Source organism: Halomonas heilongjiangensis (genome assembly GCF_002879645.1).
Lineage (GTDB): Bacteria > Pseudomonadota > Gammaproteobacteria > Pseudomonadales > Halomonadaceae > Halomonas > Halomonas heilongjiangensis.
The window spans coordinates 36,689-63,686 of record NZ_PNRE01000008.1; the positions used below are offsets into that span (position 1 = coordinate 36,689).

22 protein-coding genes are annotated in these 26,998 nt (G+C 66.0%); 6 read left to right on the plus strand and 16 right to left on the minus strand.

The features are described 5' to 3' along the window. Positions 1–382: 382 nt before the first annotated feature. Both C1H66_RS01125 and C1H66_RS01130 read right to left on the minus strand, forming a co-directional pair. The gene (locus tag C1H66_RS01125) at positions 383–2,191 is read right to left on the minus strand and encodes an ABC transporter ATP-binding protein (protein ID WP_102626085.1); all 1,809 of its coding nucleotides are present in this window, start codon (positions 2,189–2,191) and stop codon (positions 383–385) included. Positions 2,192–2,213: 22 nt separating this feature from the next. Further along, positions 2,214–3,494, minus strand: coding sequence for a nucleotidyltransferase family protein (locus tag C1H66_RS01130; protein WP_146010655.1), 1,281 nt, complete (start codon positions 3,492–3,494; stop codon positions 2,214–2,216). Between the two features lie 178 nt (positions 3,495–3,672). Between C1H66_RS01130 and C1H66_RS22425 the strand changes: the two genes are divergently transcribed. From C1H66_RS22425 to C1H66_RS01145, 3 genes are all read left to right on the plus strand, one after another. After that, complete coding sequence (locus C1H66_RS22425; protein WP_170064059.1) at positions 3,673–4,143, plus strand: lasso peptide biosynthesis B2 protein; 471 nt, start codon at positions 3,673–3,675, stop codon at positions 4,141–4,143. A 6-nt stretch (positions 4,144–4,149) separates the two neighbouring features. Then, positions 4,150–6,060 (plus strand): asparagine synthase-related protein, encoded by a 1,911-nt coding sequence (locus C1H66_RS01140; RefSeq protein ID WP_102626088.1) that lies wholly within the window; start codon positions 4,150–4,152, stop codon positions 6,058–6,060. A gap of 84 nt (positions 6,061–6,144) precedes the next feature. Next, positions 6,145–6,411 (plus strand): PqqD family peptide modification chaperone, encoded by a 267-nt coding sequence (locus tag C1H66_RS01145; protein ID WP_170064060.1) that lies wholly within the window; start codon positions 6,145–6,147, stop codon positions 6,409–6,411. A 5-nt stretch (positions 6,412–6,416) separates the two neighbouring features. Here C1H66_RS01145 and C1H66_RS01150 read toward each other — a convergent pair whose 3' ends face one another. The 11 genes from C1H66_RS01150 to C1H66_RS01200 all read right to left on the minus strand — a co-directional run bounded on the left by C1H66_RS01150 (position 6,417) and on the right by C1H66_RS01200 (position 18,029). Then, the gene (locus C1H66_RS01150) at positions 6,417–7,448 is read right to left on the minus strand and encodes a phosphoenolpyruvate carboxykinase (ATP) (protein ID WP_146010656.1); all 1,032 of its coding nucleotides are present in this window, start codon (positions 7,446–7,448) and stop codon (positions 6,417–6,419) included. A gap of 195 nt (positions 7,449–7,643) precedes the next feature. Then, positions 7,644–9,035: a Si-specific NAD(P)(+) transhydrogenase gene (sthA, locus tag C1H66_RS01155; RefSeq protein ID WP_102626091.1), complete on the minus strand. Its 1,392-nt coding sequence runs from the start codon at positions 9,033–9,035 to the stop codon at positions 7,644–7,646. A 145-nt stretch (positions 9,036–9,180) separates the two neighbouring features. Further along, the gene (nqrM, locus tag C1H66_RS01160; protein ID WP_102626092.1) at positions 9,181–9,438 is read right to left on the minus strand and encodes a (Na+)-NQR maturation NqrM; all 258 of its coding nucleotides are present in this window, start codon (positions 9,436–9,438) and stop codon (positions 9,181–9,183) included. Beyond that, complete coding sequence (locus tag C1H66_RS01165) at positions 9,435–10,226, minus strand: FAD:protein FMN transferase (protein WP_170064061.1); 792 nt, start codon at positions 10,224–10,226, stop codon at positions 9,435–9,437. Before C1H66_RS01165 ends, nqrM begins: the two co-directional genes overlap by 4 nt. Before the next feature lie 35 nt (positions 10,227–10,261). Further along, on the minus strand, positions 10,262–11,494 hold the full coding sequence (nqrF, locus tag C1H66_RS01170; RefSeq protein ID WP_102626094.1) for an NADH:ubiquinone reductase (Na(+)-transporting) subunit F: 1,233 nt from the start codon (positions 11,492–11,494) through the stop codon (positions 10,262–10,264). Between the two features lie 72 nt (positions 11,495–11,566). Beyond that, positions 11,567–12,184, minus strand: a complete 618-nt coding sequence (gene nqrE, locus C1H66_RS01175; RefSeq protein WP_102626095.1) for an NADH:ubiquinone reductase (Na(+)-transporting) subunit E — start codon at positions 12,182–12,184, stop codon at positions 11,567–11,569. Position 12,185: 1 nt separating this feature from the next. After that, positions 12,186–12,854 carry an NADH:ubiquinone reductase (Na(+)-transporting) subunit D gene (locus C1H66_RS01180; protein ID WP_102626096.1) on the minus strand — a complete coding sequence of 223 codons (669 nt, stop codon included), beginning with the start codon at positions 12,852–12,854 and terminating at the stop codon, positions 12,186–12,188. Positions 12,855–12,856: 2 nt separating this feature from the next. Next, entirely contained in the window at positions 12,857–13,675 is an 819-nt protein-coding gene (locus tag C1H66_RS01185; protein WP_102626097.1) for a Na(+)-translocating NADH-quinone reductase subunit C, read from the minus strand. Beyond that, positions 13,675–14,901 carry an NADH:ubiquinone reductase (Na(+)-transporting) subunit B gene (locus tag C1H66_RS01190; protein WP_102626098.1) on the minus strand — a complete coding sequence of 409 codons (1,227 nt, stop codon included), beginning with the start codon at positions 14,899–14,901 and terminating at the stop codon, positions 13,675–13,677. Before C1H66_RS01190 ends, C1H66_RS01185 begins: the two co-directional genes overlap by 1 nt. Continuing rightward, positions 14,901–16,250, minus strand: coding sequence for a Na(+)-translocating NADH-quinone reductase subunit A (locus C1H66_RS01195; RefSeq protein WP_102626099.1), 1,350 nt, complete (start codon positions 16,248–16,250; stop codon positions 14,901–14,903). Before C1H66_RS01195 ends, C1H66_RS01190 begins: the two co-directional genes overlap by 1 nt. Positions 16,251–16,565: 315 nt before the next feature. Then, complete coding sequence (locus C1H66_RS01200) at positions 16,566–18,029, minus strand: glyceraldehyde-3-phosphate dehydrogenase (protein WP_102626100.1); 1,464 nt, start codon at positions 18,027–18,029, stop codon at positions 16,566–16,568. Between the two features lie 212 nt (positions 18,030–18,241). Between C1H66_RS01200 and mfd the strand changes: the two genes are divergently transcribed. Both mfd and C1H66_RS01210 read left to right on the plus strand, forming a co-directional pair. Further along, positions 18,242–21,691 (plus strand): transcription-repair coupling factor, encoded by a 3,450-nt coding sequence (gene mfd, locus C1H66_RS01205; protein WP_102626101.1) that lies wholly within the window; start codon positions 18,242–18,244, stop codon positions 21,689–21,691. Positions 21,692–21,886: 195 nt separating this feature from the next. Then, positions 21,887–22,936 carry a L,D-transpeptidase family protein gene (locus C1H66_RS01210; RefSeq protein WP_102626102.1) on the plus strand — a complete coding sequence of 350 codons (1,050 nt, stop codon included), beginning with the start codon at positions 21,887–21,889 and terminating at the stop codon, positions 22,934–22,936. A 138-nt stretch (positions 22,937–23,074) separates the two neighbouring features. On the opposite strand, the gene C1H66_RS01215 is transcribed toward C1H66_RS01210, so the two are convergent. Both C1H66_RS01215 and C1H66_RS01220 read right to left on the minus strand, forming a co-directional pair. Further along, positions 23,075–23,338: an Lpp/OprI family alanine-zipper lipoprotein gene (locus C1H66_RS01215; RefSeq protein WP_102626103.1), complete on the minus strand. Its 264-nt coding sequence runs from the start codon at positions 23,336–23,338 to the stop codon at positions 23,075–23,077. Positions 23,339–23,515: 177 nt separating this feature from the next. After that, positions 23,516–24,130: a L,D-transpeptidase family protein gene (locus tag C1H66_RS01220; RefSeq protein WP_102626104.1), complete on the minus strand. Its 615-nt coding sequence runs from the start codon at positions 24,128–24,130 to the stop codon at positions 23,516–23,518. Between the two features lie 202 nt (positions 24,131–24,332). On the opposite strand from C1H66_RS01220, the gene C1H66_RS01225 reads away from it, so the two are divergent. Beyond that, positions 24,333–26,750, plus strand: a complete 2,418-nt coding sequence (locus C1H66_RS01225) for a phosphoketolase family protein (protein ID WP_102626105.1) — start codon at positions 24,333–24,335, stop codon at positions 26,748–26,750. Here the strand turns inward: C1H66_RS01225 and C1H66_RS22750 are convergent. Continuing rightward, the coding region (locus C1H66_RS22750) for a hypothetical protein (protein WP_170064062.1) at positions 26,747–26,998 on the minus strand (252 nt) is incomplete at its 5' end. The two genes, C1H66_RS01225 and C1H66_RS22750, sit on opposite strands and share 4 nt — an antisense overlap.

Genomic DNA, 26,998 nt, shown 5'->3' on the forward strand with positions numbered 1-26,998 from the left:
GTCTTTGTGCTGGAAAAACTATCTTCAAGAATGACAACCTGAACTCACGCGATACCTGCCCACCCTCCCAGGCGAGGACTGCCGCAATGGATAACACTAGTACACACCGTGAAGAGAAGCGTACGTGGATATCCCCCGAGCTTACGAAAATCAGCATCGAGGAAACCTTGGGTGGTGTAATGTCAAACCCCTCTGAAGTGCGGTCGGGCAACCCGAATGCGCCGGGAGATCCCAACTTCGGCATGAGCTGAGCCGCTTGTCCGGCACAGCATCACGTGTCGGCGGGGAAGCACCGGGCGAAACCTCGGACAGCCACCCGGAGCGACTGCGTCGCGCAGCGTGTCCCGGGTGGCTTTTTTGCTGTCCTCTCGTTTATGTTCCCTTACCGATAATGGTGCGCCTGGCGACTGAAAAGTTCGCAGTAGATGCCCTGTTGACCGATCAGCTCGTCATGAGACCCGGTTTCTTTAATCACCCCCTTGTCCAGGACGTATATGACATCCGCCAGGCGCACCGTCGACAGGCGATGGCTGATGATCAGCGCGGCTCGGTGGTCGATGCGCTCACGAAAGTTCTCGAACAGCTCGAACTCTGCTCCAGGGTCCAGTGCACTGGTCGGTTCGTCGAGGATGATAACGCTCGAGTGGTGCATGAAGGCCCTGGCGAGGGCTATCTTCTGCCACTGTCCGATGCTGATCTCCTGGCCCTCGTCGAAGATGCGCGTCAGGCGCGTATCGTAGCCCTGCGCAAGCTCCCGGATGAAGGCATCGGCACCGGCACGCACCGCGGCCTCCTCGACGCGAGACGTCTCGGCAGGCTGTCGAATGTCTCCGAAGCGAATGTTGTCGCGTACCGATGCCGCGTAGTGCGCGTAATCCTGGAAGATCACGCTGAACAGGCGGCGATACTCCACCAGGCCATAATCGCGAATGTCGCTGCCATCCAGGGTGATACGCCCTCTCACGGGGTCATAGAGCCGGCATAGCAACTTGACCAATGAGGTCTTGCCGGAGCCATTGGCACCCACCAGGGCGACGATCTGACCGGGACGGATGGCCAGGTCGATCTCCTTCAGCACCGGGATGTCGCTTCCCGGGTAGCAGAACGTCACCCCTTCCAGGCGAATCCCCTCCCGCAGCGGCTCGGGTATCGGAACGGGATGCTCGGGTTGACTGATCACCGGGCGGATATCGAGAAACTCGAACAGCAGCCCGAGGAACAAGTGGTCCTCGTGGAGCCGGGCCAGTTGCTGCACCAGCTCCTGGCCCATGGACTGGGCGCGCTGAAAGATCAGCAGGAACAGTACCAGGTCGCCAACGCTGTTGTGCCCCTCGGCGGTCTGCCACGCCAGGAAGGCCAGGGCACCGAAGAAGGCCAGGGTCGCGATGCTCGCGACAGCGAGTTCGACCCGTGTCCGTCGCCGGGTGATACGCAGGCGCTCGCGACGGATCACCCCCCGCAGTTCGGTGTACTGCTCCCGAAGGTAGTCGCCCAACTGGTTGAGGCGCAGCTCCTTGGCATTGACATCGGAGGTCATCAACCAGTCGAGATAGCCGGCACGACGCTCCATCTGGGTACGACGACGCTGCCAGGTGTAGAGTTGCCGGGTAAAGCGAATTCGCACCAGCAGTGCCGGCAAGATCGCGACCAGCAGCACCGGCAGCAACAACCAGTCGATGGTCACGATCAGGCCGGTGATGGCGGCCAACATCACGCAGTTCTTGATCAGCATCATCAGGTTTCCGACCACCTGCACCGGACGTTGATTGCCGGCCTCGCGTGCCCGCTGCAGGGTATCGAAGTAGCGTGGGCTCTCGTAGAAGGCGAGGTCGGCTCGCACGGCCCGGACATGGATCTCGTGATCGATATGCTCGGCCATCAGCAGCCCCTGGGCCTCTCTCGCCAGGCTCGCCATGCTCCGCGCCGACAGATACGCGAGGGTGCAGCCGCCCGTCAGGGCCACGGACCATAACACCGTCCGCGTCGCACTCGGCGACGGTTCGCTGCCCAGCATCATGGTGACCACATCGACCAACTGCTTGAGCAGATAGAGCACGGCCAGCCCGAAGAGTATCTCCAGGGCCATCAGCACCGTGCCTGCCAGCGTCCAGTAACGACTGCTCTGCCACAGCATCGGCAAGATGCGACGCAGTGAGAGGAAGGGAGCGAACACCCCGTCGAGCCGGCTCATGGACTGCAACGGCTCCAACCGTTCATGGCCGCCGCCGGCCGGTGGTGATGCGTGAGTATGTCTTCCGGATGGGTCGGCTCAAGCGATAGACCCACTGCCAGCGACGGGGCAGTGGCCACCGGTGGTAATCGGCATAGGTCGGGAGAAGGAATTTCAGGATGCCCTGCATGCGTCCATGCAGCCTGTGTCGCCGGGAGGCCTGCCAGGCAAACGCGAAGTCCTTCGACATCCTCGTCTTCCGCAGCGCCATTTCTTCCTCCCAGCCGCCCTGGAGCGCCGTCAGGCAGGCCCCGAGCAAGTCCCGGCCATTCCGGGAAATGGTGGCTTCATCCCATGGGCCGGGAGTCGAGAGCACCCGATACAGTTCCAGGCTGGCCTCCAGCGTGGTGCCGAGCCGGCGCCGCATCGCACAGGCCTTGACCGCCTCCGGGTCGAAGCTCGCATGCCGCTGGATGGCATCGATGTCCATCAACCAGTGCAAGTGCGACCAATGGTGGCGAGTGTGATGAAGGCACGCATAGACGAACAGCTCCGCGGTGGGCATGACGGCCATCGGGGTACCGTCCAGCGTGTGCTGCTCGGCATCGTCCAGCAGCGCCCCTGTGGCATAGAGCATCCGGGAACCATCGATCTGCTGGTGGATCTCGATCGGCGCCCCCTGGGGGGACAGCAGCGACACGACCCGGTGCACATTCGCCGCAAAGGCCAAGCCACCGGGATCCCGGCCCAGCCCCTTCGGCATATAGGGGGTATAGCCCCTGTCCACTGCAGCCTGGAGAAGGCCGACCAGTTGCTCGGGTGACACCAGCACATCGATATCCCGACAGAATCGTAACCCCGGATCGTCATAGTAGCGCGCCGCCAGGCTAGGCCCCTTGAAGAACAGATGCGGGATGCCGAGGGGAACCAGCAGTTCGTCGCGCAATTGCCGCTGCGCGGCGGACATGAACAGGTTGTGCTGGATGACGGCGAGACAATCGCGCTTCATGTCACGCCACTGGTCCTGGGAGAGCCCTTCCGCCTCGAGCAGCCGCAGGTGTCGATACACCACCGGCAGGATGAAGCGCTGCCTCGCCTCATGGGTCACCCGCGCCCAGTCCGTGATCCGCTGGCAAAGCGCACGTGCTGCCTGGGACTGAGCATCGTCGAGTTCCAGGCGGGCCAGCAACAGCAACAGCTGCAGCACCGGATCGAGTGGCGGATGAAGGCGCGGTGGAGACATGGCAAGCCTGCCCTGGTCGAAGACCCGATCTCGGAACGCTGTTTTCGACATGCCGGGAACTGAACGCAACCGGCGCCCCACTTTGTAACTTTATGTTAGCATAATTACGGAAAGCAGCCACGTCGAACCATGTTTCGGCTTACACTGGTACAGGGCAGCCGGGGCTGCCGTGGGAGCCGGGCACCTGCACCATGCCCGGAGAGTCTGCACTGTGCGGGCCACGGATCGATGCAGCGCCCGCGCGCTCGGAACCGACGCCGTGAAGAGTCTACGCAAGTTCCTCCAGCTCGCTCCCGCCCGCCGAGGGCTCCTCGTGGAAGCGGCCGTGGGGCTGCCACTGGCCTGGCTACTGGTCAGGCTCATGCCGTTCCGGTTCTGGTCCACCTGGCTGGGTGAAGCCGCGCCGGGCGAGGCCGACCCTCCCGCCACGCCCGAGACACAGGCCGCGTATGACGTCGGCTGGGCGGTGAGGACCACCAACCGCACTGTCGGTGGACGCTATACCTGCCTGATGCAGGCCATGGCCGCGCAGTGGATGCTCAGCCGGCGACACGTCCCGACCAGTCTGGTGCTGGGCACTCTGACCGAGCGTGGTGAGGACAACCAGTTGGTGATCAAGGCACATGCCTGGCTGAAGGTGAATGGTCGGACCGTGCTCGGAGACACCGGCGAGCGTTTCACCGCGGTATCGAGCTATGTCCGGCGCCACCCTCAGCCGGTAGAGGATTGAGTCGACATGAGTGCCATCGTCGGCCGTCTCCACTTATCCGAAGCGCCCGTTGATCCACGCATCATCGCCGCCTCGCTCGATGCCCTCGCCGACTATGGCCCGGCAGGCGCGACCCACTGGACCGAGGGCCCCGTCGGCCTGGGTTACCGGCATCTCGAGACCACCCCCGAGTCTCGCCATGAGGCGCAGCCCCTGGCCCAGGACGGCCTGGTGATCGTCTCCGATGCGATCATCGACAACCGGGACACGCTCTGTGATCAGCTTGGTATCGCCAGGTGTGCGCGCTCGTCCACGCCGGACAGCCGGATCGTCCTGGCGGCATTCCAACGGTGGGGGCACGAGTGCTTGTCACGCCTGGCAGGCGACTTCGCCTTCGTGATCTGGGATGCCCGGACCCGAACTCTGTTCGGGGCCCGGGACCACATCGGCGCCCGCCCCCTCTACTTCTGCCACAGCCAAGGCCGGTTTCTCTTTGCCACCGATGTCCGCGGGCTGCTCGCCCATCGTGACCTGGCCTTCGCCATCGACGAACAGCGCGTGGCCTCCTTCCTGATCTGGCCCCTCAATCCCCAGGAGACGTCCTTCTTCGCGAATATCCATCCAGTGATGCCAGGCCACTGGTTCGCGGTGAACCGTAACGGCCTGGAGCAGCGCCCTTACTGGCGACCTAGAGAAGCACCCGATATTCGATACACCAGACGGCAGGAGTACCATGAGCACTTCCGTGAACTTCTCGACACCGCCGTGGCCGCTCGGCTGAGGACACGCTTCCCCGTCGGCGCCCATATCAGCGGTGGACTCGACTCCACCGGCGTGACGATCCTGGCGAGCCGCCTGCTGCAGGCCCAGGGCCGGACACTCGACATGAGCTATACCTGGGCACCGCCGGTGAGCGACCGCTATCCGCTCTCCGAGAACTCCCGGGATGAGCGTCGGATCATCCGCGGGGTCTGCGAACGGGAGCAGATCGCCTGCCACCATGCCATCGCGACGGGGGCCGACTACTGTGTGTTCCTGGCGCGAGACATGGCCGTGGAAGGGCACTGCGACCTGTTCGAGGAGCTCCCGGTCATGACGGCAGCGGCTCGGCGAGGCACCCGGATACTCTTGTCCGGCTGGGGGGGCGATGAAGTCTCGACCTTCGGTACGCGAGGCTACCCGGCTTACCTGCTCAAGAGAGGCCACTGGCTGCGCCTGGTCGCCATGGCGCGCAAGCGCGCCGGTGGCCTGCGCCACTTGCGGCGCCTGGCCCGTTTCCTGTGGTTAGAGGCCTGGCTTCCGCTGATGCCGAACGCCATCTATGCGCACTGGTCGCCCTACGTCCGTACCGATCGACTCTCACTGCTCGCGCGGCGGGAGTTTCTCGAACGCTTCAACCGGGTGCGGTACGAGCGTGGACCGGCCTGGCGCGAGTATGCCGACCCGAGGGACGTCCAGATCGCCTTGCTCGAGAACGGGCATCTGGCGAGCCGCATGTCCAGTTGGTCGAGCTGGTCCGCGCCCCATGGTCTTATCTATCGGTATCCACTCACCGACCGAAGGCTACTGGACTTCACCCTGGGACTACCGCGCGAGCTGCTGTGGCAGAAGGGGGTGACACGCGGCGTCTATCGCCATGCACTGCAGGACGTACTCCCCCCGCAACTCGGCAAGGCGGATCCGGTCAACGAGCGAAAACGGCTGGATCAATTGGTGGCATGCCGACGGTTGCTGGCGTTGCAAGCCCGACATGGCGTGTTCCGGCGCCCCTGTCCCTGGTTGGATACGCATGCCCTCAACGAGCGGCTGCTGGAGAGACCGCACCACAGCGATGGCGAGAACCCGCTGAGTTTCGTCCCCCTGGAATCCGCACTGCGGGTCTGGCACCTGTGGCAGCGTTACGGCGATTCCTCCGGAAAAATGTCCAAACCTGGCTAGACTGCTTTTCAGGGTGCCGTGATCGCGTCGCCGTGATTCATGAGGGTTTCCCCCGTCACGCCACACAGGGCTACCGATATGGACATGCAGACACGGGTATCACGCAAGCCGGAGCCCCTTGCATCACGGGTTGACGACGACCTGGTGATCTTCAGCGCGCGTAACGGGATGTACTACGGGACCCAGAGCGTCGGTCACCACATCTGGTCGCTGCTCGAGCACGAGATCAGCGTCCACGACCTCTGCAGCCGCCTGCAGCAGGCGTTCGAGGTGGATCGTGATACCTGCGAGCAGGAGGTCCTCGCATTCCTCGGGCAACTCGATCGAGAGGGGCTGATCGATACTCGATGACGCCCTCAGTCGGCGCCTCCACCGCGTGCGGCGCTGGCCTCGATCTGCTCGAACAGAGGCGCGAGGTTCGCCTCCATCCTTGCCAGTGACCAGGGGCGGCGGAAGCGGTACACGGCGATCTTCATCGTCAATGACGTCGCCATGCCAAGCAGTGCCTCGGGCGTAGTGAACGACCGGCCGAGTTCCGGCCGATAGAGCGCCGACATGACCACCCTGAAGGCATCGGCACCCGTGACCCTGGCGAGGCTCGGCCTTTCACCCTCCTCGGCTCGCTCCAGCGACACCAGAGCCTGCAAGGGCAGTGGCCGCTCCTGAAAGCCGCGGTGACCATTGAGGTGGTATTTGTCGGCACGCATCAGGTCACGCACCAGACCTTGTCGATCGATACCCAGCGCCGCCAGGGCATCCTGCCATAGTTTGAGCCGAGGAGGACCGGGATAGAGGTGGGGCAACGCCTCCTCGGGCTTGACGACGGCCACGTCGTCACTGATCAACGGCCACCCTCGGTGGTAGTGCAGCCATGCCCCCAGCGTCGACTTGCCGGCACCGGAGTCGCCGGTGAAGGCCCAGACCCCAGCGGGCGTGTTCAGCGCGCTCACATGCAGCGGCAGCCAGTGACGCTGATGTAGCAGCAGACCGAACGCCACGCCCAGCAGATAGAGCCGCACGTCGCCGTCGTCGCCCGCCCCGCCCTGCGCTCGCGGCACGCGCCGGTCGACCAGGATACGCTGCCCCTGCTCGACCCGGTAGCGAGCGATGCCCTGGACCAGGATCTGGCAGCACGTCTCGCCCAACTCCAGCCACGGCCAGCCAGCGCTCTCGGGTGAGAGGTTGCCCAGCGTCCCGGGGGTGAGGATACGGATGTCGCTGGCACCGGCATCCACCGCGGGTGTGAGCTCCGGCAGGGGGATCTGCGAGGCCACCGTCAGGCCGTAGGCACGGTAGAGATGGCAAGTGGTGGCAGCCTTGAGGCGACCGCGCCTCTCCGGGGCCGGATACTGGCTCCCGGCAGGCCCGGGATGCTCGGGAGGGGTCATGGTCGGCATACTCCGGTTCGCGTCTGTGGCTAACCGGTTGTCGGACAGCCCGTCAGAACCGCCACGACTGGCGCCGTGGACTTCACCTGAGTGTAGCCCCATCGACGGGGGTTGTTGCACCAGGGCGAACCATGACGCATGACGGCGCCCCAGGGGCGCCGTCATGCGTCAGGCCATGAAGGGAACGGGCACGTGCTAGAACACCCGGTTGAGCCCGTTCTGGGCCGCCACCCGATAGGCCTCGGCCATGGTCGGATAGTTGAAGGTGGTGTTGACGAAGTACTTGAGGGAGTTGGCCTCGCCCTTCTGCTGCATGATCGCCTGGCCGATGTGGACGATTTCCGAGGCCTGGTCACCGAAGCAGTGGATGCCGTAGATCTCCAGGCTGTCCTGGTCGAAGAGGATCTTGAGCATGCCCACGGTGTCGCCGGTGATCTGGGCCCGCGCGGTATCCTTGAAGAAGGCCTGGGCCACCTCGTAGGGCACCTTCGCCTCGGTGAGTTCGCGCTCGTTGCGGCCGAAGGAGCTGATCTCGGGAATGGTGTAGATCCCGGTGGGCACCTCGGTGACGTAGCGGAAGTCGTCCTCCACCATCTCGCTGGACGCGTTGAGCCCCTGGTCGTAGGCGGCGCTGGCCAGGCTCGGCCAGCCGATCACGTCGCCGGCGGCGTAGATATGCGCGATGGCGGTACGGTAGTGCTCGTCGACCGAGAGCTGGCCACGGCCATTGGCCTCCAGGCCGATGTTCTCCAGGCCCAGTTGGTCGGTGTTGCCGGTACGACCGTTGGCCCACAGGAAGGCATCGGCACGCAGCCGCTTGCCCGACTTGAGGTGCACGGTGACACCGGACTCGTCGCCCTCGACCCGCTGGTACTCCTCGTTGTGGCGGATCAGCACCCCGTGCTTGCGCAGGTGGTAGGAGAGTGCATCGGAGATCTCGTCGTCGAGGAAGGAGAGCAGGCTGTCGCGGTTGTTGATCAGGTCGACCTTGACCCCGAGCCCGGAGAAGATCGAGGCGTACTCGCAGCCGATCACCCCGGCGCCGAAGATGACCAGGGTGCGCGGCGTATGATTCAGGCTGAGAATGGTGTCGGAGCAGTAGATGCGCGGATGACGGAAGTCGATGTCGGCCGGCCGGTAGGGGCGCGAGCCGGTGGCGATGATGACCTTCCTGGCGACCAGCTCCTCCATGCCCTCGTGGTCGTCGCGCACCAGCAGGGTGTGCGCGTCCTTGAAGCGGGCGACGCCGCAGAACAGGTCGATACGGTTGCGCGCATAGAAGTTGGTGCGCATCGCCACCTGCTGGTCGATGGTGACGCGGGACCGCTCCATCACGCGGGGAAAGGAGAACCAGCGCGGCTCGCCGATGTCGCGGAACATGCGGTTGGTGTTGAACTGCATGATCTGCTTGACCTGGTGGCGCAACGCCTTCGACGGGATGGTGCCCCAGTGGGTGCAGTTGCCGCCCACGGTCGGTTGCTTCTCGACCACCGCCACACGCTTGCCGTGCTTGGCGGCATTGATCGCGGCGCTTTCCCCTGCAGGCCCGGTCCCGATCACCACCACGTCATAGTTATGGACTGCCATGGATTGTTGCGTCTCCTTGTTCCCTTGAAAGCCGTAAGCCGTAAGCCGTAAGCCGTAAGCCGCGATGCTGCCACCGAGCTAGCCAGCGGTAGTGGTTTTGCTTATCGCTTACAGCTTCAAGCTTACAGCTCCGGGCGAAGCCCGGTCAGCGCTTGGTCGCGTCGTAGCCGAGGTCGGCACCACGGCTCTCGTCGCTGCGGCGACGGGCGCTGCCCTGGCGCTTGCGGTTCTCTTCCTCGCACACCTCGTCCTTGCCGCCGCAGACCTCGCAGCCCTCCTTGAGGCCGAGCTGGTTGAGGCCGCCACAGGAGCCGGCGATCGGCTTTCGGCCGAGGATCACCCCGACCGCCATGGCCGCCATGATCAGCAGCATGAAGCCCAGAACGATAAGCCAGATGGTCATGTGTGCTCTCCCTTCGGCGATTCCTCGAGGTACGCCTCGAGCGCCGAACCATGATGAATTTCAATACCTTGTGATGTTAAGACAACGATACGAACCGGACGATCCGCGGCCTGCGCCACGGCATCGGGCCCGGCCGCCATCAATTCTCGGGCCTGGTGGTCGGCCTCGACGGCCGTGGGTGCCACCACGCTGACCGTGAGGAGTCGACTGGCCGAGGGCTGCTCTTCCGGTTCGCCCCCCACGATGGCCTGCTCCTGCTGGAGCACAGCGGTCTTGGCATCGAGATGGACCAGGGCAGCATCGCCCAGCCTGAGCCCCGGCGCCCCCTCGCCCGGGAGTCCGGGCCGGTCCAGCGCCAGTCGCCAGGGGCGTCCGCCCGCCTGACCACGGGTCCGCACCACTCCGCCCAGTTCCAGCATGGCATGCTCGATGCCATGGCTCTCGAGCAGCGCATCGAGCCGGTCGACCGCCAACGCCCGGGTCATCTGCAGCAGCACATCCGCCAGGGGCTCGTCGGCGGCCTCAGTTCCCGGGGAAAGCGCCCCGAGGGCCTGGCGCAGCGGCACCAGCCACAGGGCCAGATCCTGTTCCAGGCTGACCAGTTCACCTTGGATGCCGGCCTTCAGGAGCTCGCGGGCGCCGTCGTCCAGGTCGGCATACAGGGTGATGTGATAGCCGGTCTCGAGAGCCGTGCCCTCGAACTGGTGAAGCGGTGACTGGCTGCGGCACCCGACTAGCAGCGTCACCGGCAGCCACACCAGGGCGAACAGAAAGAGGGCCGGCCGCAAGGCCGGCCCCGTGTATCGCCTCGCGGCGACGGAGATCATCCGCCGAAGTCGTCCAGCAGGATGTTCTCGGGCTCGACGCCCAGGTCGAGCAGCATCTTGATCACCGAGGCGTTCATCATGGGCGGCCCACACATGTAGTACTCGCAGTCCTCGGGGGCCGGGTGGTCCTTGAGGTAGTTCTCGTAGAGGACGTTGTGGATGAAGCCGGTCGGGCCCTCCCAGTTGTCCTCGGGCTGCGGATCGGAGAGCGCCAGGTGCCACTCGAAGTTGTCGAACTCTTCCGCCAGCTGGTCGTACTCGTCGTTGTAGAAGGTCTCGCGCCAGGAGCGCGCACCGTACCAGAACGAGATCTTGCGCTTGGACTTCAGGCGCTTGAGCTGGTCGAAGATATGGCTGCGCATCGGCGCCATGCCGGCACCACCGCCGACGAAGACCATCTCGGCGTCGGTGTCCTTGGCGAAGAACTCGCCGAAGGGCCCCATCACGGTGACCTTGTCACCCGGCTTCAGGCCGAAGACGTAGGTCGACATCAGCCCCGGCGGGTGATTGGTGTTGGGTGGCGGGGTGGCGATGCGGATATTGAACTTGAGGATGCCCTTCTCTTCCGGGTAGTTCGCCATGGAGTAGGCGCGGATGACCTCCTCGTTGTTCCTGTGGGAGATCTTGAACAGATCGAACTTCTCCCAGTCGCCCCGGTACTCCTCCTCGATGTCGAAGTCGGAGAACTTGACGTCGTAGGGCGGGGCCACCAGCTGCACGTAGCCGCCGGCACGGAAGGCCACTTCCTCGCCCTCGGGCAGCTTGAGGTTGAGCTCCTTGATGAAGGTGGCGACGTTGGGATTGGCGATGACCTCGCACTCCCACTGCTTGACGCCGAAGACCTCCTCGGGCACCTCGATCTTCATGTCCTGCTTCACCGGGACCTGGCAGGAGAGGCGCCAGCCGTCCTTCTTCTCGCGCAGGGTGAAGTGGGACTCCTCGGTGGGCAGGATGGCACCACCCCCCTCTTCCACCCGGCACTTGCACTGGGCGCAGGAGCCACCGCCACCGCAGGCGGAGGAGAGGAAGATGCCGTTGGCGGCCAGGGTGTTGAGCAGCTTGCCCCCGGCCTGGGTGGTCAGGGTGTGCTCGGGGTCGCCGTTGACCTCGATGGTCACGTCCCCGGTACTGACGAGCCTGCTGCGTGCCGCCAGGATCACCAGTACCAGGCCGATGACGACCACGGTGAACATGACCACACCGAGCAAGATGACTGTTGTATCAACCATGTCGGTTTCCTATTGCTTGACGTTGCCTGGCTCCCGGCGACGAAGCACGCCGCCGGGAGAACACGACCTGCCTCAGAGCTGGATGCCGGAGAAGGACATGAAGCCCAGCGACATCAGCCCCACGGTGATGAAGGTGATGCCCAGCCCCTGCAGGGAACCGGGAACGTCGCTGTACTTGAGCTTCTCGCGGATGCCGGCAAGCGCCGTGATGGCCAGTGCCCAGCCGACCCCGGAGCCGAAGCCATAGACCACGGACTCACCAAAGTTGTAGTTGCGCTCGACCATGAACAGCACACCACCGAGGATGGCGCAGTTCACGGTGATCAGCGGCAGGAACACGCCCAGGGCGTTGTAGAGCACCGGCACATACTTGTCGAGGAACATCTCGAGGATCTGCACCAGAGCGGCGATCACGCCGATGTAGCTGAGCAGGCCCAGGAACGAGAGGTCGATGTTCTCGGCACCGCTGATGCCGGTCCAGGTCAGGGCGCCTTCGGACAGCAGGAAGGTCAAGACCAGGTTGTTGACCGGTACGGCGATGGTCAGCACCACGATGACCGCGATGCCGAGGCCAAAGGCCGCCGAGACCTTCTTGGACACCGCCAGGAAGGTACACATGCCCAGGAAGAACGCCAGGGCCAGGTTCTCGACGAAGACCGAGGCAACGAACAGGCTGATGTAGTGTTCCATGTCAGACGGCCTCCTTCGGCTGGGTGTTGTGCTTCATCTTGAACTCGTTCTCCTCGATCTGCTCGGGGTTCAGCGAGCGCAGTACCCAGATGATCAGGCCGATGATGAAGAACGCCGAGGGCGGCAGCAGCAGCAGGCCGTTGGGCACGTACCAGCCACCGTCCTGGATCGGATGCAGCACGGTGAAGCCGAACACGCTGCCGGAGCCGAACAGCTCGCGGAAGAAGCCCACGGTCATCAGGATGAAGCCGTAGCCGAGACCGTTGCCGATGCCGTCCAGGAAGGACAGGCCCGGGGTGTTGGTCATGGCGAAGCCTTCGGCGCGCCCCATGACGATGCAGTTGGTGATGATCAGGCCGACGAACACCGAGAGCTGCTTGGACATCTCGTAGGCATACGCCTTGAGGATCTGATCCACCACGATCACCAGCGAGGCGATGATGGTCATCTGCACGATGATGCGGATCGACGACGGAATGTGATGCCGGATCAGCGACACGAACAGGTTCGAGAAGGCCGTGACGAAGATCACCGCCATCGTCATGACCAGCGACACGCTCATGCTGGTGGTCACCGCCAGCGCGGAGCAGATGCCGAGCACCTGCAGCGCGATGGGGTTGTTCTTGAACACGGGCGTCGTCAGGACGCCCTTCGGGGTAGCGGCTGACATGATCAGGCTCCTTCAGCTTCGAGTTCGACATCGGCATCCTGAGCATCCTGCTGCTCGATACCGCTGCGGAATTTCGCCAGGTACTCGCCGAAGCCTTCGGGGCTCAGCCAGAACTGCAGCATGTTGGTCACGCCGTTGCTGGTCAGGGTGGCGCCGGAGAGACCATCGACCTCATGCTCGCCACTGCCGCTGCCCTTGGCCACGCGAATGGCCGGCACCGGGCTGCCCTCCTCGTCGAAGATCTGCTTGCCTTCCCACTGGGCCTGCCAGCGCGGGTTGTTGACCTCGGCGCCCAGCCCCGGGGTCTCGGCGTGCTCGTAGTAGGTGATGCCAACGATGGTGTTGCCGTCGCCTTCCACGGCCATGAAGCCTCGCATCAGGCCCCACAGCCCCTGGCCACGGATCGGCAGGATGATCTGCTCGGGATCCTCCTCGTCACCGACCAGATAGACGGTGGTAAAGTGCTCGACTCGGGTCAGGCCGGCGGGATCACGCTCGCCGGACAGCACCCGCGAGGCCGCCGGGTCGCGACGCGCCTCGAAGCCGTCGTAGGTGGCCGGATCAAACTCGTCGGTGTACTCGCCGGTGCGCATGTCCACCACCCGCGGGATGACGGCCGACTCGAACACCGCATTCACGTCCATTCCGGGCTCGTAGAGGTTGGCCACGCTGAGGATGTTGGTCTTGCGGTCGAGTTCCTGGTTGAGCTGCTGCAGGGGGCGCAGGGCCACCGCGGCCGTCGAGACGATGACCGAACACACGATACAGAGTGCGAACGCCACCCCCAGGATCTTCTTGATGGAGTTGTTGCTCTGTGCCATCAGGCGGTCTCCTCGGCCGGCACACCGGTGCGCTGCAGGCGGCGCTTGATGTTGGCCTGTACAAAGAAGTGATCGATGAGCGGGGCGAACAGGTTGGCGAACAGGATCGCCAGCATGATCCCTTCGGGGAATGCCGGGTTGACCACGCGGATCAGCACGGTCATCACGCCGATCACCACCCCGAAGATCAGGCGACCCGGGTTGGTCATGGAGGCCGACACCGGGTCGGTGGCCATGAACACCATGCCGAAGGCGAAACCGCCGATCACCAGGTGCCAGTACCAGGGCATGGCGAACATCGGATTGCTGTCGGAGCCGATCAGGTTGAACAGCGCACTGGTCGCCACCATGCCGAGGAAGGTCCCCAGCATGATTCGCCACGAGGCGATCTTCGTCCACAGCAGCACCGCCGCGCCGATGAAGATGGCCAGCGTCGACACCTCGCCTACCGAGCCGGGGATGAAGCCGAGGAAGGCATCCCACCAGCTGTACTGGCTGGAGAGTGCCGCCATGCCTTCCTGGAAGCCGATGGAGAGGGGTGTCGCGCCGGTGAAGCCGTCGGCCGCCACCCACACCGCGTCACCGGAGATCTGCGCCGGGTAGGCGAAGTAGAGGAAGGCGCGGCCGGTCAGCGCCGGGTTGAGGAAGTTCTTGCCGGTACCGCCGAAGATCTCCTTGCCGATCACCACGCCGAAGGTGATGCCGAGCGCCACCTGCCACAGCGGGATGGTGGCCGGCAGGATCAGGGCATAGAGCACCGAGGTGACGAAGAAGCCCTCGTTGACCTCGTGGCCGCGCTTGACGGCGAACAGCACCTCCCAGAAGCCCCCCACCACGAAGGTCACCAGGTAGATGGGCAGGAAGTAGGTCGCGCCGAGCACGAAGTTGGCCCACAGGCTGCCGGGGTTGTGGCCGCTGGCGAGAATCATCATGATCGCCTCGCGCCAGCCGTCCATGGAGGCGTAGCCGTCGGCGATGGCCAGGTTGGACTGCCAGCCGGCGGCCCACATGCCGAACAGCATGGCCGGGAAGGTGCACAGCCACACGGTGATCATGATGCGCTTGAGGTCGATGCCATCACGCACGTGGGCGGTGGTCTTGGCCACGCTGGGCGGCGCATAGAAGATGGTGTCTACCGCCTCGAACAGCGGGTAGAACTTCTCGTACTTGCCACCCTTGTGGAAGTGCGGCTCGAGATTGTCGAGTGTCTGTCGGATCGCCATCATCAGGCCTCTTTCTCGATCATGGTGAGGTTGTCGCGCAGGATGGGACCGTACTCATACTTGCCGGGACACACATAGGTGCACAGGGCCAGGTCCTCTTCATCCAGCTCCAGACACCCGAGCTGCATGGCAGTCTCGATGTCACCGACGATCAGCGAGCGCAGCAGCTGCGTGGGCAGGATGTCCAGCGGCATCACTTCCTCGTAGACCCCCACCGGCACCATGGCCCGCTCGGAACCGTTGGTCGAGGTGGTCGGCGCATAGTTCCTGAGCCCGGTGAACTTCGACAGATAGATCCCCAGGACCGAGTGGCGGTTGGCGCCGGGCGACATCCAGCCCATGAAGACGCGCTTGTTGCCCTCTTCCAGCAGGCTGAGCTGGTTGTGGAAGCGGCCGAGGTAGCGCAGGCTCCCCTCGCAGGTGAACCCCGAGAAGACCGACCCGGAGATGACGCGGGTGCCATCGGGGTCGACCACCTCACCGGCCAGCAGCTCGTCGGTGCTGGCGCCGATACGGGTACGCAGTAGGCGCGGCTTCTCGGCACGCGGGCCACCCACGGCGACGACCCGGTTCACGTCGAGCTTGCCTTCGGCGAACAGCTTGCCGAAGGCGATCACGTCCTGGTAGCCGATGTGCCAGACACGCTTGTGCAGGCCGACCGGCGACAGGTGGTGGATATGGGTACCGACCAGGCCGGCCGGGTGCACGCCGCCGAAGGTCTCGACCTGCACGCCCTGGACGTCGCCGCCGGGAAGGCGCACGTCGGGCGCAGTACACAGGAAGACCTTGCCTTGGGTTAGCTTAGACAGAACCTTGAGCCCATCCTCGAAGGCTTCGGCCTGCTCGGCGATGATGTCGGCCGGATCGCCGCACAGCGGATGGGTGTCGATGGCGGTGACGAAGATGTCTGTCGGCGTCCCGTCGACGGCCGGCGTCCGTGAATAGGGACGGGTGCGCAGCGCGGTCCACAGGCCGGACTCGACCAACTGCTCGACCACGACCTGGCGCTCCAGGCTCTCGAGCTTGTCACGGCCGTGGGCGGTGAACTCGACCGCCTCCTCGTTCTCGTCGACCTTGATCACCACCGACAGCAGCTTGCGCTTCTCGCCACGGTTGATGGCCACGATCTCGCCGGCGGCAGGCGCCGTGAAGCGCACGCCATCGATCTTCTTGTCGGTGAAGAGCAGCTGGCCCAGCTTGACTCTCTCCCCCTCCCGGACCTCCATGGTCGGCTTCATGCCGACGTAGTCGGTACCCAGGATCGCCACGTGACGCACCGGGCGCGCATCCTCGATGCGCTGCTCGGGCGTCCCCGTGATGGGGAGATCCAGGCCTTTCTTGACTTCGATCATAGTCTCGCCCAGTTGATGGATCGGATATACGAAGGAAAGGGGTGCGAATGGATTCGAATTCTTGTGGTGTCAGTACGTTACCAGTCAGGCCCGAGGCAAGCTCGGACCACCCCGAAAAATCCCCGGTATTATAAAGACAAGCCTGGGTGATGACCACCTGCCTGAAGGTCGCAGACGATGGCCCGAGGCAAGGGAAAAATTGTCGCAGGCAGTGGAATCTGCGTTGAAAACGCCGCCGGAGCGGCGGGTCGATGGAGAGGGGGGGCGACCAATGCCTCGCGCCACCCCTCGCTCGAGGGGCGGCGCGGTCCTGACTTACGGCTGGGAGCGGGGCAGCTTGAGGAAATGCACGTTGGAGACGTGCTGCAGGATGCGCACGACCTGGCAGCTGTAGCCGAACTCGTTGTCGTACCAGACGTAGAGCACGGCGTGCTTGCCGTTGGCGATGGTGGCCTTGGCATCGACGATGCCGGCATGGCGGTTGCCGACGAAGTCGGACGACACCACCTCGGGCGAGTCGACGTAGTCGATCTGCTTCTGGTAGGACGAGTCGATCGACATGCGGCGCAGGTAGTCGTTGAGCGCCTCGGCGTCGGTCTCCTTCTCCAGGGTCAGGTTGAGGATCGCCATGGAGACGTTGGGCGTCGGCACGCGGATGGCGTTGCCGGTCAGCTTGCCGGTGAGCTCCGGCAGCGCCTTGGCCACCGCCTTGGCGGCGCCGGTCTCGGTGAGCACCATGTTGAGCGGTGCGCTGCGGCCGCGGCGATCGCCCTTGTGGTAGTTGTCGATCAGGTTCTGGTCGTTGGTGTAGGCGTGGACCGTCTCCACGTGGCCGTTGGCGATGCCGTACTCGTCGTTGAGCACCTTGAGCACCGGCACGATGGCGTTGGTGGTACAGGACGCCGCCGACAGGATGCGGTCCTCCGGGGTGATGTCGCCATCGTTGATGCCGAAGACGATGTTCTTGACATCGCCCTTGCCCGGGGCGGTCAGCAGCGCCTTGGAGACACCCTTGCACTGCAGGTGCTGACCGAGGCCCGCCTCGTCGCGCCAGATACCGGTGTTGTCCACCACCACGGCGTTGTCGATGCCGTAGGCGGTGTAGTCCACCTCGGCCGGCGAGTCGGCGTAGATCACCTGGATGACGTTGCCGTTGGCGGTGATGGTGCGTGCCTCGGCGTCGACCTGGATGGTGCCGTCGAAGGGCCCGTGCACGGAGTCGCGGCGCAGCAGGCTGGCCCGCTTCTCGAGGTCCTGGGCGATGTCGCCACGGCCACGCACCACGATGGCCCGCAGGCGCAGCAGGTTGCCGCCCCCGGCCTTCTCGACCAGCACCCGGGCCAGGATGCGCCCGATGCGGCCGAAGCCGTAGAGCACCACGTCCTTGGGCTCGCCGTTACCGCGGCTCGGGTCGTGGGCATCGACGATCTCGGCGAGCTCCTCGCGCAGGAAGGCCAGGGCGTCACCACCGCCGCGCCTCTTGAACGCCACGCCGAGCTTGCCCACGTCGACGTGGGCCGGGCCGAGGTTGAGCTGGGTCATCGCCTGGACCAGCGGGAAGGTGTCCTGCACGGAGAGTTCGGTCCCCTCGATCTTCCTGACGAAGCGATGGTCCTTCAGGATACGGATCACGCTGCGGTTGAACAGTGAGCGCCCGTAGAGGGTCGTGACCACGTTGTTGTGACGGTAGAGGCTGCCGATCAACGGGATCATCTGCTCGGCGATCGCCTGGTTGTCATGCCATTCCTGGAAGACGGTATCGAGGGGTTGCTGACTCACGGGAAGCCTCTCTGATGGTGTAAGGGGTCGCCACCATTATCGGGGGCCCGTCCTGCGGGGGCAATCGCAGTATGGTCGCAGCCCCTGTAGGGGGATTACAGGAACGGTCGCTTGACTACAAGCGCGTCATGGGGCTGGTATGATGGCCCGGAACCCGGCCGACACCCATCGCGCGCGGGTTCTCGCCTCACCGTCACCCAGCCGAAGAGACCATGCCGAACTTCTCGCCGCTCGACCCGCCAAGGCCCCAGGGCCTGCGTGACACCCTCTACTGGCAGACGCCACCGGGCAGCGCCAGCGCCCTCGCGCTGGCGCGGCTGGCCGGCGACGCGCCGCTGCTGGTGATCACCGCCGACACCGCCCAGGCCCAGCGCCTGGAGAACGACCTGTGCTTCTACTCCCAACTGCCCGTGCTGCCCTTTCCCGACTGGGAGACCCTGCCCTACGACAGCTTCTCTCCCCACCAGGACATCGTCTCGGCACGGCTGCGCACCCTGCGCCTGCTGCAGGACGGCGAGCACGGCATCGTGCTGGTGCCGATCAATACCCTGATGCAGCGGTTGCCGCCGGTGGAATACATCGCCGGGCGCGTGCTGACCCTGGAAGTCGGCATGCGCCTCGACCGCGAGGGGTTTCGCGAGAGCCTGTCCCGGGCCGGCTACCGGGCGGTGGAGACCGTCTTCGAGCCCGGTGAATACGCCCTGCGCGGTGCCCTGATCGACCTCTTCCCCATGGGGGCCGAGGCGCCGCTGCGCATCGACCTGTTCGACGACGAGGTCGACACCCTGCGGCGCTTCGACCCCGATAGCCAGCGCAGCCAGGACAAGGTCGAGCGCGTCGAACTGCTGCCAGCCCACGAGTACTCGCTGTCGCGCTCGGCCATCGCCTGTTTCCGCGAGGGCTTCGAGACCCTGTTCGACGTCGACCCGCGCCAGTGCCCGCTCTACGTCGATGCCCTCAAGGGCATCCCCTCCCCCGGCCTGGAGCAGTACCTGCCGCTGTTCTTCGAACAGACGGCGACGCTGTTCGAGCACCTGGCCGAGGGGACCCGGGTGGCCCTGCTGCCCGGCGTCCTCGAGGCCGCCGAGCACCATTGGGCGTCCATCGAGAGCCGTTTCGAGAACCTCGGCGTCGATCCCACCCGGCCACTGCTGCCGCCCCATCGCGCCTTCGTGCCGGTGGCCGAGGTGTTCGGTGCCATCAAGCGTCACCCGCGGGTGGCGCTGACCGACGACATCGATCATCGCCATGCCCACCCGGTGGCGGCCGTGGCGCCTCCCGACGTGGCGGTGAATGCCCGGGCCAGGCAGCCGCTCGCCGCCCTGGAAGGCTTCCTCGCCGCGCACACCGCCAGTCGGGTGCTGTTCGTGGCCGAATCGCGCGGGCGACGCGAGGCGATGGAGGAGACCCTGGCGCCGCTGCACCTGGACCTGCCCCATGTGGAGGACTTCGACGCCTTCCTCACGGGCGAGACGCCGCTGGCGATCACCGAGGGCGAGATCGACGCCGGCCTGTGGCTGACCGACCCGGATCTCGCCGTGATCAGCGAGACCGAGCTGTTCGGCGAGGTGGTGCGCCAGAGCCGCCGGCGCGAGAAGGCCACCGACGACGGCGAACTGGCGATCCGGCACCTCTCCGAGCTGCGCCCGGCTGCCCCGGTGGTGCACCAGGCCCATGGCGTGGGGCGCTACCTCGGGCTCGAGACCATCGAGGCCGGCGGCCAGGCCGCCGAGTTCGTCGCCCTGGAGTACGCCGACGGCGCCCGCCTCTATGTTCCCGTCGACAGCCTGCACCTGATCTCCCGCTACGCCGGGGTCGACGACGAGCTCGCCCCACTGCATCGGCTCGGGTCCGAGCAGTGGGACAAGGCACGCCGCCGCGCCGCCGAGAAGATCCGCGATACCGCCGCCGAACTGCTCGACATCTACGCCCGCCGCGAGGCCCGGGAGGGCTTCGCCTGCGCGCCACCCGACGCCGACTATGCCCGCTTCGCGGCCAACTTCCCCTTCGAGGAGACCCCTGACCAGCGCGCCGCCATCGCCGCGGTGATCGCGGACATGACCGCGCCTCGCCCCATGGATCGCGTGGTATGCGGCGACGTCGGCTTCGGCAAGACCGAGGTCGCCATGCGTGCCGCCTTCCTCGCCGTGCACTCCGGCCGCCAGGTGGTGGTGCTGGTGCCCACCACCCTGCTCGCCCGCCAGCACTTCGAGAACTTCCGCGACCGCTTCGCCGATACCGCCGTGCAGATAGAGCTCATCTCGCGCTTCACCGCCGGCAAGGGCCAGGCCGAGTCGCTCAGGCGGATCGAGGGGGGCCAGGCGGACATCGTCATCGGCACCCACAAGCTGCTGTCGAAGAGCATGAAACTGCCCAACATGGGGCTGCTGGTCATCGACGAGGAGCACCGCTTCGGGGTGGCCCAGAAGGAGCGTCTCAAGAGCCTGCGCGCCGAGGTCGACATCCTCACCATGACCGCCACGCCGATTCCGAGGACCCTGAACATGGCCATGAGCGGCATTCGCGACCTCTCGATCATCGCCACACCACCGGCCCGGCGCCTGTCGGTGAAGACCTTCGTCCAGCAGCGCGACGAGGCGGTGATCAAGGAGGCGATCCTGCGCGAGATCCTGCGCGGCGGCCAGGTCTACTTCCTGCACAACGAGGTCAAGACCATCGAGACCGCCGCCGAGAGGATCCGCGAGCTGGTGCCCGAGGCCCGCGTCGGGGTGGCCCATGGCCAGTTGCCGGAACGCTCGCTGGAACGGGTGATGTCGGACTTCTACCACAAGCGTTTCAACGTGCTGATCTGCTCCACCATCATCGAGACCGGCATCGACGTGCCCAGCGCCAACACCATCGTCATCGAGCGCGCCGACAAGTTCGGCCTGGCCCAGCTGCACCAGCTGCGTGGCCGGGTCGGACGCAGCCACCATCAGGCCTACGCCTACCTGCTCGCCCCGCACCCTCGGGCCATGACCCGCGACGCGGTCAAGCGCCTCGAGGCCATCGCCGGCGCCGAGGACCTGGGTGCCGGCTTCACCCTGGCCAGCCACGACATGGAGATCCGCGGTGCCGGCGAACTGCTCGGCGAGGAACAGAGCGGCCAGATGGAGGCCATCGGCTACGGCCTCTACATGCAGATGCTCGACCGGGCGGTGAAGGCGATCCGTGCCGGCAAGACCCCCAACATCGAGGCACCGCTGGACGAAGGCGTGGAAGTGAGCCTCAACCTGCCGGCGCTGATCCCCGACGACTATCTGCATGACGTGCAGCAGCGCCTGGTGATGTACAAGCGCATCGCCAGCGCCGGCGACGAGGCCGAGCTCAAGGAACTGCAGGTGGAGATGATCGACCGCTTCGGCCTGCTCCCCGCGCCGGTGAAGACCCTGATCCGCCAGACGAGGCTGCGCCAGCGTGCCGAGAAGCTGGGCATCGTGCGCCTGGAGGCCGGTGCCGCACGCGGCCGGGTGATCTTCGGAGGCCAGACGCGAGTCGACCCCCTGACCCTGGTCGAGCTGATCCAGCGCGCGCCCGACCGCTATCGCCTCGATGGCGCCGACACCCTGCGCTTCGAGGCGAACATGGAGAAGGAAGAGGGGCGTTTCCAGGCGGTCGAACGACTGCTCGAGGCCCTCAACCGCAAGGCCGAAGCGGCCTGAACGAGATTTTGTCCGCCCGGGCTCTGGCGCACCGCCGCGCGGCAGGGCAATCTATACTGTCAGCCAAGCGGGACATCGCAGCCTGACTCCCTGGCATCGCCGACAAGGACACCGGCGATGCCGTGACAACCGTCATGACCGGCAACGGGCCCATAGCGTCCGCCCGGACGACAGCACTACGAGATGATGACGTCGATGAAGCATTCAAGACTGGCCAGCCGTACGGCAACGGGACTCCTGACCCTGGGCCTGGCAACCGCCACGCTCTCCGGCGCCGCCCTGGCCGAGGAGCAGGAACTGGCGCGCGGCCACTATCCACTGCCCGAGACCGGCAACCTGATCGGCGAGGTCTATACCGTCACGGTCGAGGAAGGCGACACCCTGATCGACATCGCCCGCGAACACAACGTGGGATATGAGGCGATCCGCATGGCCAACCCGGAGGTCAGCCTCTGGGCCCCCTTCGCCGGCACCGAGGTCGTCATACCGAACCAGCACATCCTGCCCGACGCCCCCCGCGAGGGCATCGTGATCAATCTCTCCGAGTTGCGGCTCTACTATTACTCGAGCGAGGACGTGGTCGAGACCTACCCGATCAGCGTGGGCCGCGACGGCTTCGCCACGCCGGTGGGGGTGACCAAGACCACCGTCAAGGTCAAGGACCCGCACTGGTCGCCACCCCGTTCGATGCGTGAGGAAGCCGCCGCCCGCGGCGAACCGGCGCCCGAGGTGGTGCCACCCGGCCCGGACAACCCCCTGGGTCGCCACGCCATCCTGCTCGGGCTGCCGAGCTACCTGATCCATGGCACCAACATGCCCGACGGCGTCGGCATGCGTGCCAGCCGCGGCTGCATCCGCATGTTCCCCGAGGACATCGAGTCGCTCTACGATCGCGTGCCGAGCGGTACCAAGGTGAACATCATCGACCAGCCCTTCAAGGCGGGCTGGTCGGCCGATGGCGTGCTCTACGCCCAGTCCTTCCCGCAACTGGAGGAGAACGAGGGCACCTTCGAGCCGATCCTCAACGCCATCGAGGTGGTGACCCGCGCCTTCGGCGAGGAGCAGCCCCCGGTCGACTACGCCATGTTGCGTGGCGTGGTGGAGAGCCCGGACGGCAGCGTGGTCTCCCTGCTGCGCCAGGCCGAGGAAGAGCCCACCCCTACCGCCCCGCCGCAGCACGAGGAGGCCGACGACGGGCTGTTCCAGGAGCTCGAGTTCAGCGCCCTGGGCGGCCGTCTGAACTGACCCTGCAGGCGCAGGCTTCGCCCGCCGAGACCTGCCCTGAACGAAAGCGGCAGAAACGAGAAAACCCCGCCGAAGCGGGGTTTTCTCGTACTGCAGAACCGCCACCATCCATGGATGATGCCGGCACTCCCGGCAGAATTACTTCTGCATGGAGCGCTGGAACATGCGGTTCATTTCCTCACGGTTCTGCTCGGACATCTGCAGAGCCGCCTGGGCGTCACGCTGTGCCTGGTTGGCGGTGTTCTGGGCCTGAGTGGCGATGCTGCGTGCTTCAGCGGCGTCGGCCTGGGCGGCTTCGGCAGTCTGACGCACTTCTTCCAGGGCGCTGTTGGAAGCACAGCCGGCCAGGATGGCCAGGGAAGCAGCGGCGGCGGTCAGCTTCAGGGTGGTCTTCAGAGTCATGGTGTTCTCCTTGAGTCTTCCTTGGGTAGTGCGTTGGTGATGCCTGGGTTCAGGCTTCCTGCTCATGCAGGATTTTCTTGCAGCGACTTCTGCTGCTAAGCACAGGAGTCAAACGCTGTTTTATTATACACAACGGCGCTTGTCCATAGCTTTGAACGTCCCTTGCGCACGTAAAGCCTAGCGGATCACGACGCGAGTGCCAATGTCGATCAATTCGGCCAATCGCTCGATCTGCGAATCAGTCACCGCCACACAGCCCTGGGTCCAGTGGAAACGGCTGTGGATATCGGGGTCGCCCTTGCCGATGCCGTGAATGCCGATGGCCCCTCCCAGGACGGTCTGCTGTGGAGGATAGCCACGACGGCGATAGTAGTCGAAATAGTCGTCGTAGTCCTGCTGGCTGTAGATCCCCGCCTCCAGCGCCAGGCGGGCATGGGCCGGCGTAGGATAATCGATCCCGATGAAGATATGCCAGTCGCTCTGGCGATTGAAACGGTTGACGCGAAATTCGCCGAGCGGGGTCGCGTTGTCGCCTCGCCTCCGCTGGATCCTGGCCCCGCCACGACCCAGGGAGATCGGCGCGAATCGCTCGACCGGGGCATTGCCACGATAGACGGTCAGGGTCGCCTCGCGGTCGTCGACGAGTACCCAGAGCTCGTCCGGGTACTTCGGCAGATGGGCACGCGACAACAGGGTCTCGATCAGATTGGCGCGGGCGGCATCCGCACCCAGCAAGGCGAACGGAGCGCTCAGCGCCATCAGGGTGAAGCGGCGGCGAGACAAGCGGGTCATCGGGTGATTCTCGACAGCATTGAGGGGTACGCGGGGTGGCCAGTTGATGCCGTTATAACGCACTCCGCGCGCCCCTGCCAGAGGTTCCATCTCAACGCAGCGCCGATGGTCCCCGATCATGGCCAGGGGGGGATCGGAGATCTAGTCTGTGGAGATCGGGGGCCGTGCCCTGCCCTGTCCGTCACCCGCCAGGAGCCAATCGATGTCAGCCGACGATCGCCACTCTCGCCGCCACGCCGCCACGCCGCGACACCCCCTGTGCGACCGGGAGCCGGACTTCGCCGCCTGGGCCGAGGGAGCGGGGGTGATCGACCACGGTGCGGTGACCATCGAGCGCATCGCCCGGCTACTCGAGCGCCGAGCACGGGACCCGGCGACGCGCCGGGCCTGGCTCGCCCGTCTGCGGGCCGCCGACCGGCTCGCCAGCATGGGCATGTGGCTGGTGGCACACATGACCTACGCCCGCCGCGTGCGTCTCGACGGTGTGCCACTCGAGGCCGACGACTTCAAGCCCCGCCCCGAGGGCCACACCGGAGGGGCCCTCAACATGGTGCCGGCCTATGTCGGCTACCTGGTGGCCAACGGCCTCTGTGGCCTGACGCGCAGCTGGCTGATGGGCCAGGGGCACTGCGTGGCGGCCATCGACGCCGTGAACCTGCTGGTCGACAACATGGGCACGGCCCACGCCGAGCGCTACGGCCTCTCCGACGAGGGCCTGACCCGCCTGGTCAACGACTTCTACCACTGTGGCGTCGATGCGAACGGCCTGCCGTGCTCTCCCCTCGGCAGCCACGTCAATGCCCACACCGCCGGCGGCACCAGCGAGGGCGGCTACCTCGGCTTCGCCGGCCTGCAGTACGTGCACATGCCGCTGCCGGGCCAGCACCTGGTGGCCTTTCTCAGCGACGGCGCCTTCGAGGAGCAGCGCGGCAGCGACTGGGCCGCGCGCTGGTGGCGGCCCGACGACTGCGGCCCGGTGGTGCCGGTGATGATCGCCAACGGTCGGCGCATCGACCAGCGCACCACCATGAGCCAGGCCGGCGGTACCGACTGGTTCGAGGACCACCTGGTGCTCAACGGCTTCGCCCCCCTGACCATCGATGGCCGCGACCCGGCGGCCATCGCCTGGGCGATCCTCACCGCCGAGGAAGAACTCGCCGACCAGGTCGAGCAGGCCAGGACCGGCCATGCCCGCTACCCCCTGCGCCTGCCCTACGTGATCGCCGAGACGGTCAAGGGCTTCGGCTTTCCCGGTGCCGGCACCAATGCCGCCCACAACCTGCCCCTGGGCGGCAACCCGTCGCACGACGACAGCGCCCGCGCTCGCTTCAACGAGGGTGCCGCCGCCCTGCATGTGCCCATGGCGACATTGCAGGCGGCGATCGCCACCCTCAACGATCACGCCGCCACTGGCCGGCCCAGGGAGCGTGACCACCCGCTCGCCGACCCCCATCCGCCCCTGCCGCGGCTGCCCGAGCCGGCGGCCTTCGCCACCGGCGACTCGGTATCGCCGATGGCAGCCATCGATGCCGCCTTCAGCGCCCTGGCAGCGGCCAATCCGGCCCTGCGGGTGCGGGTATGCAATCCCGACGAGATGCGCAGCAACCGTCTCGACCGGACCCTGGACCTCCTCAGGCATCGCGTCACCGACCCGGAGCCGGGCGTCGCCGAGGCACTGGACGGCGCGGTGATCACGGCGCTCAACGAGGAGGCGGTGGTCAGCGCCGCCCTGGCCAACAAGCAGGGACTCAACCTGGTGGCCAGCTACGAGGCCTTCGCGGTGAAGATGCTCGGCGCCATGCGCCAGGAGATCATCTTCGCCCGGCACTGTCGCGAGGCGGGCCGGGCGCCGGGCTGGCTGTCCCTGCCGGTGCTGGCGAGCTCCCATACCTGGGAGAACGGCAAGAACGAGCAATCGCATCAGGACCCCACCCTGTGCGAGGCCTGGCTCGGCGAGATGGACGACGTGGCGCCGACGCTGTTCCCGGTGGATGCCCCCAGCGCCGTGACGGCGCTGCGCGCGCTCTACGCGAGCCGCGGCCGCATCGCGGTGATGGTGGTGCCCAAGAACGCGCTGCCGGTCCAGCTCGATGCCGGCCAGGCCCGACGGCTCTGCGAAGACGGCCTGCTCTGCCTTCGCCCTGCCGAGCGGGCCCGGCTACAGCTGTTCGCCGTGGGCGCCTACCAGTTGCTGGAGATGCAGCGCGCCCTGGCTCGCCTGGAGACCGCCGGTATCGCCGCCAGCCTCTATGTCATCCAGGAACCGGGTAAGCTGCGGGAGGCACGCGATGAGCAGGAGACGACCGCGGTGCTCGGCCAGTGCCGACTGGGCCGGCTGGTGCCGGAGGTTCCCGCCCGCGTGTTCCTGGCCCACTGCCGTGCCGAGCCGCTGTGCGGGGTAGTGCGCCCCCTCGATACCGGGGCACGCACGCGCGTTCTCGGCTACCGCAACCGCGGCGGGACCCTCGACACCTTCGGCATGCTCTACGCCAACCGCGCCACCTGGGCCCATGTGCTCGAGGCCGCCAGCGAGGTCGCCGGGCTCGACCTCGATGCGCTGCTCGACGAACGCGAGCGGGACGCCCTGGCCGGCGAAGGCGACCCGGAGGCCCTGCGCTAGATACCCGCCTCTCCCGACCGGCCCCGCACGCGGCGCCGGGGGGCCTGTGGCCGGCATTCGACAGGCGTCCCGGGCCCACCATAGGCCAACCGGGCGGCATTGCCGACCACGCTCAGCGAACTCAGCGCCATGGCCAGCACGGCCAACTGGGGCGGAATCGCCATCCACGCCGCCAGGGTCAGGGCCAGGACGTTGTAGGAGGCCGACAGCACCAGGTTCTGCCCCATCACCCGCCGGGCGGCCCGGGC